Annotated in this window: 18 protein-coding genes; 8 read left to right on the forward strand and 10 right to left on the reverse strand. The window is 45.0% G+C overall.

Translation table 11 applies throughout. The annotated features are described in order from the left end of the window. The first annotated feature begins 19 nt into the window (after positions 1-19). From CI595_RS16290 to CI595_RS16300, 3 genes are all read left to right on the forward strand, one after another. Positions 20-1,330 carry a hypothetical protein gene (locus tag CI595_RS16290; RefSeq protein ID WP_243135192.1) on the forward strand — a complete coding sequence of 437 codons (1,311 nt, stop codon included), beginning with the start codon at positions 20-22 and terminating at the stop codon, positions 1,328-1,330. Between the two features lie 109 nt (positions 1,331-1,439). Continuing rightward, positions 1,440-2,366 carry a thioredoxin-disulfide reductase gene (gene trxB / locus CI595_RS16295; protein ID WP_095174683.1) on the forward strand — a complete coding sequence of 309 codons (927 nt, stop codon included), beginning with the start codon at positions 1,440-1,442 and terminating at the stop codon, positions 2,364-2,366. Between the two features lie 68 nt (positions 2,367-2,434). Beyond that, positions 2,435-3,715 carry a galactokinase gene (locus CI595_RS16300; RefSeq protein WP_095174684.1) on the forward strand — a complete coding sequence of 427 codons (1,281 nt, stop codon included), beginning with the start codon at positions 2,435-2,437 and terminating at the stop codon, positions 3,713-3,715. A 620-nt stretch (positions 3,716-4,335) separates the two neighbouring features. On the opposite strand, the gene CI595_RS26115 is transcribed toward CI595_RS16300, so the two are convergent. Further along, positions 4,336-4,563, reverse strand: a complete 228-nt coding sequence (locus CI595_RS26115) for a hypothetical protein (RefSeq protein ID WP_147737732.1) — start codon at positions 4,561-4,563, stop codon at positions 4,336-4,338. A gap of 259 nt (positions 4,564-4,822) precedes the next feature. Here CI595_RS26115 and CI595_RS16305 point away from each other — a divergent pair, with 259 nt between their 5' ends. The 4 genes from CI595_RS16305 (at position 4,823) to CI595_RS16320 (ending at position 7,006) form a co-directional block, all read left to right on the forward strand. After that, positions 4,823-5,194, forward strand: a complete 372-nt coding sequence (locus tag CI595_RS16305; RefSeq protein WP_095174685.1) for a PadR family transcriptional regulator — start codon at positions 4,823-4,825, stop codon at positions 5,192-5,194. Continuing rightward, complete coding sequence (locus tag CI595_RS16310) at positions 5,181-5,807, forward strand: hypothetical protein (protein WP_147737733.1); 627 nt, start codon at positions 5,181-5,183, stop codon at positions 5,805-5,807. The genes CI595_RS16305 and CI595_RS16310 overlap by 14 nt, the downstream gene beginning before the upstream one ends. 63 nt (positions 5,808-5,870) lie before the next feature. After that, positions 5,871-6,305, forward strand: coding sequence for a helix-turn-helix domain-containing protein (locus CI595_RS16315; RefSeq protein ID WP_147737734.1), 435 nt, complete (start codon positions 5,871-5,873; stop codon positions 6,303-6,305). A gap of 41 nt (positions 6,306-6,346) precedes the next feature. Then, complete coding sequence (locus CI595_RS16320; RefSeq protein ID WP_243135193.1) at positions 6,347-7,006, forward strand: IS630 family transposase; 660 nt, start codon at positions 6,347-6,349, stop codon at positions 7,004-7,006. A gap of 369 nt (positions 7,007-7,375) precedes the next feature. On the opposite strand, the gene CI595_RS16325 is transcribed toward CI595_RS16320, so the two are convergent. Then, positions 7,376-7,894, reverse strand: coding sequence for a signal peptidase II (locus CI595_RS16325; protein WP_095174689.1), 519 nt, complete (start codon positions 7,892-7,894; stop codon positions 7,376-7,378). 104 nt (positions 7,895-7,998) lie between these two features. Continuing rightward, positions 7,999-8,523 (reverse strand): DUF4865 family protein, encoded by a 525-nt coding sequence (locus CI595_RS16330; protein ID WP_095174690.1) that lies wholly within the window; start codon positions 8,521-8,523, stop codon positions 7,999-8,001. Positions 8,524-8,794: 271 nt separating this feature from the next. Between CI595_RS16330 and CI595_RS16335 the strand changes: the two genes are divergently transcribed. Continuing rightward, positions 8,795-9,637 (forward strand): LysR family transcriptional regulator, encoded by an 843-nt coding sequence (locus CI595_RS16335; RefSeq protein WP_162291902.1) that lies wholly within the window; start codon positions 8,795-8,797, stop codon positions 9,635-9,637. A gap of 413 nt (positions 9,638-10,050) precedes the next feature. Here CI595_RS16335 and CI595_RS16340 read toward each other — a convergent pair whose 3' ends face one another. From CI595_RS16340 to CI595_RS16370, 7 genes are read right to left on the reverse strand one after another with little or no spacing between them, the layout of a single operon-like run. After that, positions 10,051-11,721, reverse strand: coding sequence for a sensor histidine kinase (locus CI595_RS16340; RefSeq protein ID WP_095174692.1), 1,671 nt, complete (start codon positions 11,719-11,721; stop codon positions 10,051-10,053). After that, positions 11,718-12,395 (reverse strand): response regulator transcription factor, encoded by a 678-nt coding sequence (locus CI595_RS16345; protein ID WP_095174751.1) that lies wholly within the window; start codon positions 12,393-12,395, stop codon positions 11,718-11,720. Before CI595_RS16345 ends, CI595_RS16340 begins: the two co-directional genes overlap by 4 nt. Positions 12,396-12,405: 10 nt before the next feature. Continuing rightward, positions 12,406-13,077, reverse strand: a complete 672-nt coding sequence (gene phoU, locus CI595_RS16350; RefSeq protein WP_095174693.1) for a phosphate signaling complex protein PhoU — start codon at positions 13,075-13,077, stop codon at positions 12,406-12,408. A gap of 1 nt (position 13,078) precedes the next feature. Further along, positions 13,079-13,837, reverse strand: a complete 759-nt coding sequence (pstB, locus tag CI595_RS16355) for a phosphate ABC transporter ATP-binding protein PstB (protein ID WP_095174694.1) — start codon at positions 13,835-13,837, stop codon at positions 13,079-13,081. Positions 13,838-13,891: 54 nt separating this feature from the next. Next, a complete protein-coding gene (gene pstA / locus CI595_RS16360; protein WP_095174695.1) occupies positions 13,892-14,755 on the reverse strand; it encodes a phosphate ABC transporter permease PstA in 864 nt (287 codons plus the stop codon). Next, entirely contained in the window at positions 14,748-15,632 is an 885-nt protein-coding gene (pstC, locus tag CI595_RS16365) for a phosphate ABC transporter permease subunit PstC (protein WP_242986986.1), read from the reverse strand. The genes pstA and pstC overlap by 8 nt, the downstream gene beginning before the upstream one ends. A 27-nt stretch (positions 15,633-15,659) precedes the next feature. Continuing rightward, the gene (locus CI595_RS16370; RefSeq protein ID WP_095174696.1) at positions 15,660-16,613 is read right to left on the reverse strand and encodes a substrate-binding domain-containing protein; all 954 of its coding nucleotides are present in this window, start codon (positions 16,611-16,613) and stop codon (positions 15,660-15,662) included. Positions 16,614-16,757: the final 144 nt, after the last annotated feature.

Genomic DNA, 16,757 nt, shown 5'->3' on the forward strand with positions numbered 1-16,757 from the left:
GGGAGTTAAGTTAAGGGAGGTGGCTTGTTTGAATAAGAAGATATGTATGGTATGCCTGTTGGCAGCCCTTTTGACTGCAGGATGCACACCGCAGGATTCTATGCCTGACGAGGAGGACGTGGTAAACCTGCCGGATGAAGAACAGCAGGAGGAAGAGACAGAGGATGTACAAAAAGAATACGATGTAGAGCTTTCCGATAAACTTTCGGATTTCCAGTTTTCCGTCAACGAGACCGTATACACCCTTCCTGCAAGGCTTCAGGCTTGGAAAAATGCAGGATGGACCTATGAGAAGGACAACGGCAAAAAAGCCCTGGACCCGGAATCTTTCCTGGAGGGAGAGATATTGGAGAGTGAGGGCGGTTCCCTTGCCGTGGATATTGTCAATCTGGATGGGGAGAAGAAACTGCTTGGGGAATGTTATGTGGGCGGTGTACAGCTGGAGAGCACCGAGGATGACAGCCGTGTGTACCAGCTTCCCGGAAAGATCAGAATGGGAACCTCCACTTTGGATGAAGTTACCGAAGCATACGGTATGCCTACAGACCAGTATGAAGAAAAAGACAATATCTACCTGACCTATGAATACGGAATATACAAGCAGGCAGATTTGGTATTTGACGTACAGGATGAAATACTATATAAAGCTGTGCTGAAAAACTACAGAGAACCGGAAGACGGCAGTGAGGAAGTGAGCAAGGAAACGCCGGCGGAGGTGGAGAACTATCAGGCGCCGGGGGCATTTCCGGATGACATTATGGCGTTTGTGGTGCGGTACGGAGGAGATTTCTATAAGCTTCCGGCACCGGTCTGTGAATTTACAAAAAACGGATGGAAAATATTAGAGGATGGTTCCGACAGCATTGTAAAGAGCGGACGTCACGGCTATGTGACACTTGAGCGTGACGGACAGACCCTCTATGCGGTGGTAAACAATTACGCCGATATGGCAGTGCCCATGGAAAACAGTTTTATCATCAGTGTGCACGGTGACTTTGATGTCACGAAAGTATCAGTGGAAATGTACAGAGGAATCACCCTGGGAATGAGTGAGGAGACCATGAAAGCCCTGCTTGGAGACAACGCATATGAGACCGAGGAGACGGACAGAGGTGTTTCCTATTTCATATATGCGGATGAGGAAAAGCAAAACTATACCAGGATATTTGTGGATAAAGATTTGAAGCTGGTCAGGGAAATAGAACTGTCCAACAGCCCGGATACACTTTCTGCCGCGTCAATGGGAACACCGCAGGAAGAACCGGACAGTGTGGAGGCCGCGGCAATGTACGGAGATGACGAATTTCCCGGTGAGGAAAAGGAAGAATAGAAGGTAACAAATGAATTATTTCATTGCTAAAGGCGGTTTCCCATAGATTTTTGGTTGCGGCCTGGAGTGTATGAGACAGTTACGAATAAAAAGACAGAGGTAAAACAAAATGGAGCAGAAAATATATGACATTATCATCATCGGTTCCGGACCGGCAGGTCTCTGTGCGGCGATCTATGCCAAACGGGCCCAGCTTGAAATGCTGGTCATTGAGAAAGATTTCTCCAGCGGAGGACAGATGGTGAAGACCTACGAGGTGGACAACTATCCGGGACTACCGGGAATGAGCGGTTATGATATGGCTGAGGCCTTCCGAAAACATGCGGACAAACTGGGTGCAGCATTTGTCAGGGAGAATGTGAAAGAGGTGCAGACAGAAGGGGACCTGAAAAAGATCACAACAAATAAAAACCAGTATCTTACAAGAACACTTGTCATTGCGGCCGGGGCCAGACACCGGACACTGGGCATCCCCGGTGAGGAGGCATTTTCCGGAATGGGCGTTTCTTACTGTGCCACCTGTGACGGTGCGTTTTTCAAAGGCGGGGTCACAGCGGTGATCGGCGGCGGTGATGTGGCGGTTGAGGATGCCATTTTCCTGTCCAGAATATGTAAAAAGGTATATCTGATACACCGCAGGGATGAACTGCGGGCGGCAGGTATTTTGCAGGAAAGTGTAAAGGCTATTGAAAACGTGGAGATTGTGTGGGATACTATTCCGAGGGAAATCAGGGGAGCAGAACAAGTGCAGAGTCTTGCGGTAGAAAATGTCAAGACAGGAGAAACAAAAGAGCTTGCCGTCGACGGTGTGTTTGTGGCAGTGGGCATTCTTCCGAATACAGAGGAATTCGGCAGTCTTGTAAAGCTGAATGAATCCGGTTATATAGAGGCAGGGGAAGACTGCGCGTCCAGTATTTCGGGTATCTTTGCAGCCGGTGACATACGGACAAAACAACTGCGCCAGATTGTGACAGCAGCGGCAGACGGGGCCAACGCGGTGGATTCTGCCCAGAAATACCTGATGGAACATGCATAACCCCAAGAGGAGAAGAACCAGCAGAATAAAAATCCATGCGCAACAGAAGGATAAAGGAGGAATTACAAATGAAAAACATGAAGGTTCTGGCAGAGGAGATCCGCCAGGGAAGACACGACGAGATCCTGAAAGATATTTATGTGGATGAAAGCGTTCTGGATTACCAGAGAAAGCGTTATATAAAGGCAATTGAAGAATTTGAAAATATTTTCGGTGAAAGTGACGTGGAGATTTACAGCGCGCCCGGCCGATGCGAGGTGGGGGGAAACCACACAGACCACCAGCACGGTATGGTACTTGCCACATCCATCAACCAGGATGCCCTGGCGGTAGTGGGCAGATCCGAGGACGGCATGATCCACGTGCTCTCAGACGGATATGATATGGTGGATGTGGATGTCAATGATCTGGAAGAGCGTTATGACGAGGAAGGCACAACAGCGGCTCTTGTACGCGGTGTGGCGGCTGAGCTGAAATCCAGGGGCTATGAGGTGCAGGGATACAATGCCTATATTGTCAGCGATGTTCTGATCGGTGCGGGCCTGTCATCCTCCGCCGCGTTTGAAGTAATCCTGGGAACCATTATCTCCGGTCTTTTTAATGAAGGCAGCATTGACCCTGTGGTGATCGCACAGACGGGGCAGTATGCGGAGAACGTGTATTTCGGAAAGCCCTGCGGTCTCATGGACCAGGTGGCATGTTCTGTGGGCGGTATGATCCACATTGACTTCAAGGAACCGGGCTGCCCTGTTGTGGAGAAGGTTCCCTCAGATTTTGAAGCTTACCAGTACAGCATGTGTATTGTGGACACAAAAGCATCCCATGCTGATATGGGAGATGACTATGCATCCATCCCGGAAGAGATGAAAAAGGTGGCAAAATTCTTCGGAAAAGCTTATCTGCGTGAAGTGGAAGAGGATGATTTCTACAAACAGATTTCGGGACTCAGAAGCGTGCTGGGTGACCGTCCTATCCTGCGTGCCCTTCATTTCTTTGAGGAGGAGAGAAGGGTTGAGGGGGAAGTGAAAGCCCTGAGAGATGGTGATTTCAAGGAGTTCCTGGAGCTTGTAAAGGATTCAGGCAATTCTTCCTTTAAGTATCTCCAGAATATCTACAACAGCACCAATGTACAGAAACAGGCCATGTCTATTGCCCTTGCTGTCAGCGATAAGATTCTGAGAAAGCATGGAGTGTCCCGTGTACACGGCGGCGGTTTTGCAGGTACGATTGAAATTTTTGTGGAGAACAGTTTTGTGGATGAGTACAAGACCAGAATGGACAGAGTCTTTGGAAAAGGTTCCTGCCAGATTCTGAAGGTACGTCAGTCCGGCGGAAGAAAAGTTTTATAAGAGGATGAAGGCTGCATCGGATAATCCCTTTTGGGATGTCCGGTGCAGTTTTTTTGAGGGGTTCATGTGACGGTTCAAGTAGGAGAACTTGAAGGTTGGTTTACACTGATTTACATAATTTCCCGAACAGGTTACATAACAGAATTTGGGACAAGGGGATGCCGTCGAAGAGGGAAAATTGGAGAAAACAGTAAGTTTTTTTGGGCTTAATTTTCAGAATATTCTTAATTGTAGAATATGCACAATGCTTGTCGAAAAAACCAACATTTACCACATTCCATCCTCAAAGTTATCCACATATGAAAATCCACAAAACCCCGTAAAAATAAAGTTATCCTCAAAGTTATCCACATTCTCCACAAAAATGTGTGTGGATTAATGTGATTTACATAATAATAGAAAGAACAAAGGTTTTGTACACTTGTGATAAAAAGAAGAATTTTGGGGAAAAGTGGGGAAAAGGGATTGACATTTTTGAAATCTATTTTTTGACGGGGTGCGACATAATATGCTAAAATCCGGGGAAAATTGATATTGTTTTCTGATAATTGTTGGTTTCCATAATGTTGTGGGGGAGTGAGATGGGGGGAGTTATGGGACGGTGACTCACGGACGGTGGCTCACGGACGGTGCGCAGGAGGTATCCGTGTGTGGGAAAAGTCAGGGGAGACAGGAGTTTCTAACAGGCAGCGGGCCGGAAAATGGGGGCACCGCATGGAACCGCAGCCGAATCTGATGATTCGGCTGCTCAGCCATGCTGAGAATTTGCTTTGGAGAGCAAATTCTCTCCCCCATTTTCCGGCCCGCTCCCTGTAAGAAACTCCTGCCTCCCCTTCCGATTTTCCCACACACGGATACCTCCTGCACACCTGGTTGTGGCAACGGAATGCTTCTTTTCCTGAACTGTATGTGCCGTTTTCATAGTTCTGCTGGCAGGGGAAATGCTATTTCATAATATAGAAAGAGCGTACTTGCCATTTTATAGATAGGTAGATAGATAAATAGATAGATAGATAGGACAAGATTATATTTTGTAATTGACAAGAACGGTGTCTTGCAATACAATATAGGTGACTATATTGTATTGCAAGATAGGGAGGTGGAGCGGTGATTTCTTCGCAGATGCTGAAAGGGACTTTAGAGGGGTGTGTGCTGGCTATTATTGGGAAGAAGGAGACGTATGGATATGAGATATCGGAACAGTTGAAGGGATATGGATTTGGGAAGGTAGCGGAGGGGACTATTTATCCGCTTTTGCTCAGGCTGGAGAAGAATGGGTTTATTGAGGCGGTCTTTCGGGAGTCTGAGGTCGGACCCCGGAGGAAGTATTATTTTATAACCCCGGAGGGGGAAGAAGAATTTGTAAGATTTACGGAGAGTTACCTGGAATTGACAGGTGCGGTTTCCAGGCTGTTAGATGACATGAAAGGGGATATGATCAATGAGCAGACAGACGAAGCAGCTAATGAAGGAAAATAATGATTTAGCTCTACAGCTTCATGAAGGTGATAACCGTATTCTGACGGATATAGTGGTTTATATCCGCGGTGCAGATATAAGCGCTTACCGGCAGGAACTGGTCAGGCGTGATATTACACAGATGATCTTAGACGGAGAGCAGCGTGGGGATACTGCTGAGGATATAATAGGCGGTGATTACAAAACCTTCTGCGATAATGTCTTAAAGGAAGTGCCACGTCTCACCTCCGCAGAAAAATCTATTTCTTTCCTGGGAACCATATGCGCCGCTTCCGCAGTCCTGCTGACAGTGCGGCTGCTATTCGCTCTCACGGATACACTCAAAGAAAACAACACCTGGCCTGATATTCCCATAACAACAGGAAATATCATAAGCACATTCTTAATTCTGTGTGCAGCTATCTTAATTTATAACTTCATTACAAAGAACTCCTTTAACTCAAGATTCCTAGGAAGCAAAAAAATTCCCGTACTATGCATCTTAATTTTAGTTATTTGCATATGTACAGACCTCTTCCTCAATACAGTGATCCTAACCATCCACGCAGTACCCCTCCTCCTCACAATCGTTGCCCTATACATACTATACAAAATAACAGACATTATAAACTAGTGTAATGTCCGGTTGATATTTATGGTAATATATGGTATACTCAAAAGAAACAGGAGCAATACCATGGCCAGACCTAAAAAGTACTTGATTGATCTTAATCAATCTGACATCAACAAGTTACAATCGCTAATCCATAATAAGAAAACATCAAAGTCAATCATTCGACGATGCCAAATTCTTTTGGAGTTAGCTGTCAATAATCCGAACCACCTAACACAGCAGCAGATCAGTAAAACTTTTGGTGTCAGTAAAGCAACTGTTTCCAATATCGTAAAAGATTATATGCAGCATGGTTTAGATTATACCATCACTTATCACAGAAATCCGAACTCCAATGCAAAGCGTAAGGTGGATGGGCGTTCAGAGGCTCATATTGTCGAGTTAGCATGTTCGGCCCCTCCAGAAGGTTTTTCACGCTGGACCGTGAGACTTTTGTCGGATCATGCACGTGTTGTATTAGATACACCGGTTAGTAAATCGACGATTCAGGAGGTTTAAAAAAAACACAGCTTAGACCTCACCTAAATGAATACTGGTGTATTCCACCAAAAGAAAACGCTGCTTTTGTTGCTTGTATGGAAGATGTCCTGGATATCTATGAAATGCCCTATAATCCGGATCTTCCGGTTATATGCATGGACGAAAAACCATATCAGTTACTTGATGATGCGCGGGAACCATTATCGATACATCCGGGCGACATCCTCAAAATAGACTCTGAGTACATCCGCAAAGGAACCAGTAGCATATTTGTCTTTACAGAGGTTCTGGCTGGCTGGCGCCATGTAAGCGCCAGAGAACATCGCACAGCGATTGACTGGGCTGAGGAGATGTGCTATCTTCTGGAAGAATGTTATCCTGACAAAGAAAAGATCATTCTTGTCATGGATAACTTGAATACACATGCGCTCAGTTCCTTATATAAAAGATACGCTCCTCAAAAAGCAAGAGCTCTGGCAAAGCGTTTGGAGATTCATTACACACCAAAACACGGAAGCTGGCTTAATATAGCAGAGATCGAATTAAACGCAATGACTCGGCAATGTCTGGCTCGGCGGATTGATACGCTTGAACACCTGCAACAACAATTAAGTATATGGGAGCACCAGCGCAACGAGAATCAAAGAACCGTAACTTGGCAATTTACAGCAGCTGATGCTAGAGTAAAATTAATTTCACTATATCCCCAGCTTGAATAGTCGGGATAATTATGCCTCAATATTACCATAGTTATCATTCGGACAATACACTAGTACTACAGCTTGTCGAAAGTAATTGCATAACCGCTCCGGCGCTCACCCGCCCGGAAATCAAACTGGCAGCATCGCCTATTTCTCCATCTGCCGTGCTGCTGCACACGATATTGGGCTTTTCGCCCTACAACTAAACACATTCACTCAGTCACCGGAGGAACCACACAGCTACATTTCCTACGCCTTTGTTTATGTGCGATAAAGAAATAAAAGAAGTGTAAAAAATTTTGCCGTTCCTATTCGGCTTTAGCTATTGCACCGGATAGGGCGGGCTTTATGTGTCGGGCAGTTCTACCTTGCAATATAAGTTAGAAGTTATAGCTTAAATTTATGATAGCAAAAAAGGCTATACTCTTTAACCGATATTTCCTTGTTATGTAAAACTCCAATTATAACAAATAAAACTTCTGCAACGGTAAGATAACAATCCTTTAAGTCGAAAATGAACAAGTCTAGTATCTGTATAAAATCCAAACTTCCGCCCCAAAGCAACTTATCTATCAGACTACATAAACAACCGGCCAATCCACAAACCATAATTACTTTTACTGAAAGTTTGGTCTGCTCTCTTTTGGCTTTATATAGCAAATATCCTGTCAGAAAAATAAAAATGGCGATAACATTTAGCAAAACTGTTACCAACGGGCTTGAAAAAATATCAATATAATTTCCAGCCCATGATAGTTCAGTATTTAGTTTTGGGTTAAACGTTATAAAATTCTTTATTATATCAAAATCATATTGCATAAATGCAAATGAAATAATAGTTTTAGTAATCTGGTCTATTAACAACAAACATAAGACAGGGATAATAAAAATATTAAACTTTTGCATAAAAACCTCCTGTTCAAATCACGATTTGTTATTTGGTTTCTGATTTTATTTTATCATATCTATATTAACCTTTCTTAGATTATGGGAAAGGGCGGCAGCACTTATTACATAGACAAGTGCAACAAACGATAAACCTTTAGATTTAATGCTGCTTCGGGTATTTCTTCAAAGAAGTGAAACTCTACGCAGTTCCATTTATCAGGATTGTAAATAAGCAATTTGCTTGTATCATTTTCAAAATTAGATAAAAACTTTAATGCTTTCATTTGCTTTGTTTCAGGAATATCATTTTCAATTTCTACAACAAATTTTGATGTGATAAAATTCTTTTTTAAGTCGTTTATCATGGTAATTCCAATATTTATATTCTGCCATCCAAATGAATTTAGAATATTGTCAAAAAATCCTCCAAAGATGAACTCATTCATTCCCTGTTCATCTTGCCATACATACAATGGCGCATATTCATTTTTACTGTTGCCAAATTCCCCCTTTTCAGAAATTAGATATGCTTTGAAAAGTAAGCCTTGGAAACCGTCTGTCTTATTTCCGTTATTTTTCACTCTTTCCCGGATAATTCCCATGTCATAACTATCTGGCAATAAAATTTTATACTGCATTGCTATCATGGATAGTGTCCTCCTTTAGCTGTAACAGTTCAGACAAGCGGAACCGTTACGCATCCAGCCATTAAAAATCGCTTCGCGATGGGCTGGATGCCTGCCGGCACTACTTTTTCATACGGTCAGCGCAGTAAATGCGCAGACCTGTCTGAACTGTTACCTTTAGCTATCTGCTACAGATCCTTCTTTATGATTTTTATTATACATTTTCACTGACCTGATGTATAATAGTTATTACTGATATTTGATATCATTTCAAATGATAGGTGGTGTTCCTATGGAAAGTTTAGAACTTAGGATTTTTAGAGAAGTTGCAATAGCAGGTTCTCTTTCCAAAGCTGCTGAAAATATGTGCTATGTACAGTCAAACATTACAGCCCATATTCAAAAACTAGAAAAAGAATTAGGTACTGTTCTATTTGTACGGCACAATAAAGGAATTACATTAACCCGTAATGGGGAAAAATTGCTATCCTATGCAAATTCAATATTGGATTTAATTGATAAAGCAAAATATGAATTTCAACAAGATACCCATGGCTTACATATTGGGGCTACACAGACTTTGGCAGCCTACAAACTTCCTTTATGGCTGTCCCATTATCAAAAGGACTTTCCAGATGTAAATGTATCTGTCCTTACAGAAAATCAAGAGCAGCTTGTAGAACTTGTGTCTCATCAAGTCGTTGATTGCGCTTTCGTAGAGAAAAAATATGTGTCTGAGCAGATACAATCTATTTTCTCATTTGATGAAGAATTATGCCTGATTGCACCTGTTCAAAGTGATGAAAAATTGTTAAGAAATAGTCCTATTATCACAAATAAAATACCTACTTGTCCTTATCGCAGAATTTTATTGGAGTGGGCTGCTTCGCAATCCTCTGAAATGCCGAAAATAATAGAGTTTGATACTATTGAAGCGATTGTTCACTCCGTTTCACTTGGAATGGGAATATCGCTGCTCCCATATTCGACTATCACAAACAGAGAAGAAATAGCTGTTTTTAAGCCACACAATATGAAAAGTCTAAATATCAATATGGTTATACAAAATGGTCGGCGAACTGAAAATGTTTATAATTTTCTAAAAATAATCTCTGACTATAACACTTCGGAATAATGAAAGCTGTTAATCAATTATAATGTTCCTTTACCATACATGAGCATTAAACCAACAGATACAGAGAAGCGGAACCTCAGGCGGAATATTGGAGGGACGTGAATAGAGTTTCTTAATGAAAAACGGCCTCCGGGTGCGTGATGAAATTTGATTTCCGAATCAAATTTCAAGGATAGTTGAGCAGACTAATCATCAGATTAGTTTGCGGTTCTATCCGGTTCACGTACCCGGAGGCCGTTTTTCATTTAGAAACTCTTCACGTTCCGACTATTCCGTCTGAGGTTCCGCTTCTCTGTATCGTCCGCATAAGCCAGTATTACCGTCAACATTCCAGCATCGTCCGCATAAGCCAGAAAATACTGTCAGCATTCCAACATCATTCGCATAAGCCAGTATTACCGTCAACATTCCAGTTACTTTATGCTCCCATTCTTCCCCCAAATAAGCCGAAACGTACTCCCCTCACCAACTACACTATCCAGTTCCACCTGCGCCCCCAAATAAGCCGCCCCATGCTTCACGATGGACAGTCCAAGCCCGGTTCCGCCGATTTCTTTAGAATGGCTCTTATCCACTCTGTAAAACCGTTCAAACACCCTGGCCTGATCTGCGATGGGGATTCCGATTCCGGTGTCTGCTACAGATATGCTGACCGTGTTTTTTCCGTTCAGCACAGTGATCGTCACTTTTCCGTCCGGATGGTTATACTTAATGGCATTGTCGCACAGATTGTACAACACTTCCTCCAAGATCGGCCTCGTTGTGGCGAGTGATGCATGTTCCCCTTCCAGAAAGAGGGAAACCTGCCTGCGTTTTGCCGGCTCCCGCAGACGTTCCAGGGTCTCTTTAGCCAGCGTATAAAAGTCTGTTTCCTCCTTTTGATACGGAAGACAGCCCTCATCGAGCTGGGAGATCTTGATGACATCTCCAACTAAAGCGATCAGCCTCTGGGCCTCATCGAAAATTTTTCCTGCAAATTTATTGATGTCCTCAGGCTTCACAAATCCGTCCTGAATGATTTCCGCAAAACCGGAGATGGAAGTAAGAGGTGTCTTTAATTCGTGTGACACATTGGCAGTAAATTCACGCCTTAGGTTTTCGCGCTGAATTTTCTCAGTTATGTCAACCAATAAGAGCACTGCGCCTGTGACTTCCTTGTCTCGCAGCACCGGGTTGGCGATGACCTGGCAGAAATTATCACCGATCTGCAGGTTGGATGAAGTGTGTTTTCCGGACAGGACCGCGTCCACGGTCTGCTGGAAGGGTTCGCTTCTGTTAAGTGCCAGAACACTGGCATGGGCCTGTGCTTCCGTGGCATCCAGCAGATGCAGGGCACTGGAATTGTAGGAGAGAAGGTCTGTCTGGGCGTCAATGACTAAGAGGCCCTCACTCATATTTTCAGTGATAATGGAAAACTCCTGCTGCTGTCTCCTGGCATCTGAGAGCTGTCTGCGGATGGTGCGCTGCTGTTTATTGATCTTGGTGAGCAGCGGGGAAATCTCATCATAGGCCTCTGTGCGCTCAGGTTCGTCCAGATCAAGGCTGTTGATAGGTGAGACGATTTTTTTGGAAATCCTGGCAGCAAAGAGAGCGGAGAGGACCACCATCATGAGCAGTACATACAGCATAGGTTGGACCAGCTCTCCGATCAGAGCCGCAACCGTATACTGGGTGCTGGAAACACGGAGGATTTGTCCGTTTTCCAGTTGTTTGGCATAATAGATAGTTTTTTCCGCAAGGGTGTCGGATTGGCGGGTGGCCTTTCCGGTTCCTTTTAATTTCGCTGCGATCACTTCCTGGCGGTCAGCGTGGTTTTCCATACCGGAGGCCTCTGCCTTGTTGTCAAAGAGAACGGTACCGTCCTCAGCGATCAAAGTGACTCTGGCGGATTCCGCGGGAAGTTTTTCCAGAGCAGAGAGGCCCATGTTTTCCACAGAGATAGCCAGATACGCAGTCTCAGACTTCAGTTCTTTTTCAATCTGGCTGCCGAAATAGTGATATAGGATGCCCATAATAAAACCCAGCCCAATGACCAGTACCAGGGCGGATACAAGCATTATGGAGCGGAAGATTCGTTTTGTCATGCGGTTTTTCCTCCAATTTTATAGCCTACGCCCCTTACGGTTTTGATACAGTCACCGGCGATCCCCAGTTTTTGGCGCAAGGTTCGGACGTGGACGTCAATAGTCCGGCTCTCCCCGTCAAATTCGTATCCCCAGATACGGTCCAGAAGCTGAGCTCTGGTAAATACGGTTTCCTGTTCGGACAGAAGCAGGCAGAGCAGTTCAAATTCTTTTAAAGTCAGGATGATCTCCTCACCATCCACCCGCACAATGTGGCGTGAGGGGCAGACGTAGAGGGAGCCGAGGCGGTATTCCGGAATCTTTTCCTGTTCCTGGCTGCGGCGCAGCAGGGCACGGATGCGGGAAATCAGTTCCATCATCCGGAAAGGTTTTGGAATATAGTCATCGGCTCCGTTGTCCAGGCCCAGCACCGTGTCATATTCGCTTCCTTTGGCAGTCAGCATGATGACAGGAAGCTTTTTGGTATCTCTGGATGTGCGGAGCTTTTTCAAAATGCTCAGTCCATCTTCCTCCGGAAGCATAATATCCAGAAGGACCAGAGAGGGGACAGCCATGGATATGGCATCCCAAAAATCAGAAGGCCGTGCAAATCCCTCAGCCTCCAATCCCTGGCTGTTCAGGGTGTAAGTGACCAATTCCCGGATATTTTCATCGTCCTCTACAAGATAGATCAATTTATTCACCTCATTCTTTTTCGGCATCCAGATGATGTTCGTCGCTCTGGTGAATGCCTGTTATGGAATACTGTACCCACTCTGCCACATTGACTGCGTGGTCACCAATGCGTTCAAAGTATTTGGCAGCCATGAGGATATCCAGGGCAGCTCTGGGGTCAGCATTGTTTTTTTGGATCAGATCCAGAAGCTCCCCTTTTATTTTGTTGAAGAGATCGTCCACAATATCATCGGAGATGACCACGGATTCTGCCAGCTCTAAATCATTTTTCACGAAGGCATCCACACTTAAGGTTACCATACGGATGGTTGCTGCTGCCATATCGTGGATCTGTACTTTGCTGCTGATGCTGCTTTTGACAATATAGGGGGCCAGGTCCGAGATGTCCGCTGCCTGGTCACCGATACGTTCCAGGTCTGATATCATTTTAAGGGCAGCCGATATGATCCTCAGATCACGGGCTACAGGCTGCTGCTGGAGAAGAAGGCGCATACAGATGTTTTCAATCTCCCGTTCTTTTTCGTCGATCTCTCCCTCCATGACAGCCACTTTCCTGACCACGTCCGGCTCCGGTTCATCCAGTGCCTGGGCGGCCAGGGTAATGGCCTGCTCACATAGGCTTCCCATTTTGATCAGTTCCACATGAAGCTGTTCCAGCTGTTTGTCAAATCTTGTGCGCATATTAACCAAACCTCCCTGTAATATAGTCCTCAGTCCGTTTATCCTGAGGCATTGAGAATATCTGTTCCGTTTCCCCGTACTCCACAATTTCTCCCAGCAGGAAAAATGCAGTTTTATCGGAAATACGGGCTGCCTGCTGCATGTTATGGGTCACCATGACAATGGTGTAATCCTTCTTCAGTTCCACTGCCAGGTCTTCAATCTTGGAAGTGGAAATGGGGTCAAGTGCGGATGTGGGTTCATCCATGAGAAGGACTTCCGGCTGTACTGCCAGTGCCCGGGCAATGCAGAGCCGCTGCTGCTGTCCTCCGGACATACCCAGGGCGTTCTGTTTCAGACGGTCTTTTGTTTCATCCCAGATGGCTGCATCCCGCAGGGATTTTTCCACAATATCATCCAGCTTTGCTTTGGAATGGACACCGTGGGTGCGGGGGCCGAAAGCAATGTTGTCGTAAATGCTCATAGGGAAGGGGTTGGGTTTCTGGAACACCATACCCACTCTTTTTCTGAGCAGGTTTACATCCATCTTACCGTAAATGTCTTCACCGTCCAGAAGGATACTGCCGTCAATGCGGCAGCCCTCAACCAGGTCATTCATGCGATTCAGGGATTTGAGAAGGGTAGATTTGCCGCAGCCTGAGGGGCCGATGAATGCGGTTATTTTATTTTCAGGTACTTTTAAGTTTATGTTTTTCAGGGCCTTAAAATCTGTATAGTATAAGTCAAGGCTGCTGATGGATATCTTTTCCGTATTATTCATTTTATATTTGATAACTGTTCAGTCCGGTAAATGTACAGATCGGATGAATAGTTATTATACTCCTTTCGTCAGTTTTTTTGCCAATGTACCGGATATCCAGTTGATGACCAGTACAAGCAGAAGCAGTATGACAGATACCGCGTAGGCCTGATCCATATACAGACCCTCCCTGGAGAGATTGTACATATGGACAGCCAGTGTGGAGCCTGATGACATGACGCCTGACGGCACCTCAGCCACAGCACCGGCTGTATAGATCAGTGCAGCGGTTTCCCCCACAATTCTGCCTATGGACAGAATAACGCCTGCCAGAATACCCGGGATGGCACTTGGCAGCACGATCTTAAATACTGTTCTTAACTTTCCGGCTCCAAGGCCGAAACTTCCCTCACGGAAAGAGTCAGGGACTGATTTCAGAGCCTCCTCCGTGGTACGCATGATCAGGGGGAGAATCATGATGGACAGGGTCAGAGCGCCGGCCAGCAGGGAATATCCCCACTTCAGGGTAGTCACAAAGAAAAGAGCGCCAAACAGTCCGTATACAATAGAAGGGATACCGGACAGGGTCTCGGTAGTAAGTCGGATGATCTCCACAAATTTGTTGCCGCGTTTGGCGTATTCCACCAGATATATGGCAGAGAAGATCCCAAGGGGGACGGCGATCAGGAGCGATAAAAATGTGATGATCAGGGTGTTGATAATGGAAGGCATCATGGATGCGTTTTCCGATGTATAGGTCCAGGAAAAAAGTCCGGGATTCAGATTGGGAACCCCGTTTATTAAAATATAGGCAATTAGGAAAAATAGGACAGCAAAGGTAATGGCAGTGCAGAGCATGACCAGCAGCATAAGGAGAAAGGAGCCGGGTGTGCGCTTGTATTCTTTTAGTTTCTGCCGCAGATTTTTTTTATTATGCATGGCGGTTCCTCCGATTGAGCAGGGCAACGCAGAAGTTGATCAGCAGGATAAAGACAAAGAGCACAACACCTGTGGCAATGAGAGCTTCCCTGTGCAGGTCTGCTGCATAGCCCATTTCCAGTACAATATTGGCAGTCATGGTCCGGACACCTCTTAAGATCCCTCTTGGCATCCTGGGCTGGTTGCCCGCGATCATGACAACTGCCATAGTCTCACCGATAGCACGTCCGATGCCCAGTACCACACCGGCTATAACACCGGATTTTGCCGCGGGAAGGACAATGGCGAAGATACTTCTCTCATGTGTGGCTCCCAGTGCCAAAGCCCCTTCATAATAGGTGCGGGGCACGGAACGCAGGGCAGATTCGCTGACACCGATGATGGTGGGCAGGATCATGATCCCAAGAAGGATGGAGGCAGTGAGCATACTGTTTCCGTTGCCCTCCTGAAAAAGACTGCGGATCAGGGGTACCAGTACCACAAGGCCGAAGAAACCGTATACAACGGATGGGATCCCGGCCAGCAGTTCCGTGGCGGATTTCAAAAACGGGTAAATTTTTTTCGGACAATATTCAGCCATAAAGACAGAGGTCAGGATGCCCACAGGCACGCCGATGACAATGGCTCCGGCTGTTACATAAATACTTCCCATAATCATGGGAAAAATACCAAAAATATTGTTGCCCGGTTTCCAGCGCTCACCGAGAAGAAAATCGAAAATGCCGATCTCTTTCATGGCCGGGATACCGTTTACAAAAAGAAAGAGACAAATTAATACAACTGCAAATATAGATGCGCAGGCAGCTATAAAAAAGACTGCCTGCATTACTTGTTCTTTAAGCTTATTTTGTTTGCGAGATACCATATTTTTTTTCATGCTTTTAACCTCGGTCATAAGTTATGATCACAACGCTTCATCCCAAGCCAGAGCATCTCCGGTAAAGATGGATTTTACCTGGTCGGAAGTCATTTCATCGGTAGGATTGTCATTGTTGACAATAACGGCAATACCATCCAGTGCAATGACTGTGGGGGTGAGGCCTGCGTCCAGTTCGGAATCTTTCAGTTCTCTGGAAGCCATTCCGATATCGCAGACACCGTCGATAGCGTTCTGCATACCTGTAGTGGAATCACTTGTCTGGATCTCAATCTCTACATTGCTGTTGGCATCCGCGTAAGCTTCTTTCAGTTTTTCCATAACAGGTGATACGGAGGAAGAACCTGCCACTACAACTTTGCCGGAAGCTCCGTTAGATGCGTAGGCTTCTGCGTTATCCAGCGGGATGTAATTGTTGTCAGCTACAATAGCCTGGCCTTCTTTACTCAGGATATAGTTTATGAAATCCTGTGCAGCTTCGCTTGCATCTTCTTTTACCGCAATGTTAAATGGTCTGGAAATCTTGTAAGTTCCGGCTTTGATGTTTTCTGCTGTGGCTTCCGTGCCGTCAATCTTTAAAGCTTTTACTGTATCATTTAAAGAGCCCAGAGAAATATAGCCAATGCTGTATTCATTCTGTGCCACGGATGACATCATAACAGACGTGCTGTTGGTGATGTTGGCTTCCTCTGTAGTCATATCCATTTTTTCTCCGTCTACTTCCTCCTCGATACCGAAGAGTTCCACAAAAGCACCGCGTGTACCGGAACCATCCTCTCTGGATACTACGGTAATGTCATTGCTGCTGTCCCAGTCGCTGCTTTTATCGTCTTTTGAACTGCTGTCTGTATCGGCTTTATCAGCAGTAGCTTCTGTACCGGAGTTTGTGTCTGTGCTGTTATCTGCATCTTCATTTCCACCGCATGCGGCAAGTCCGAATACCATCACACCGGCGAGTAAAATTGCTGCTAATCTTTTCATAGTTTTAATCTCCTTTTTTTTTCCTCACATTGTCTATTATTTGTCCTCGTTACGAATTTTAGTATATAATGGGAAAGTTAAATACAAAATCTTAGTTTTGTTAAATGTAAGTAAAGTTAAATGGGACTTATTTTCAATTGTTAA

Source organism: Blautia hominis (genome assembly GCA_002270465.1).
Lineage (GTDB): Bacteria > Bacillota > Clostridia > Lachnospirales > Lachnospiraceae > Blautia > Blautia hominis.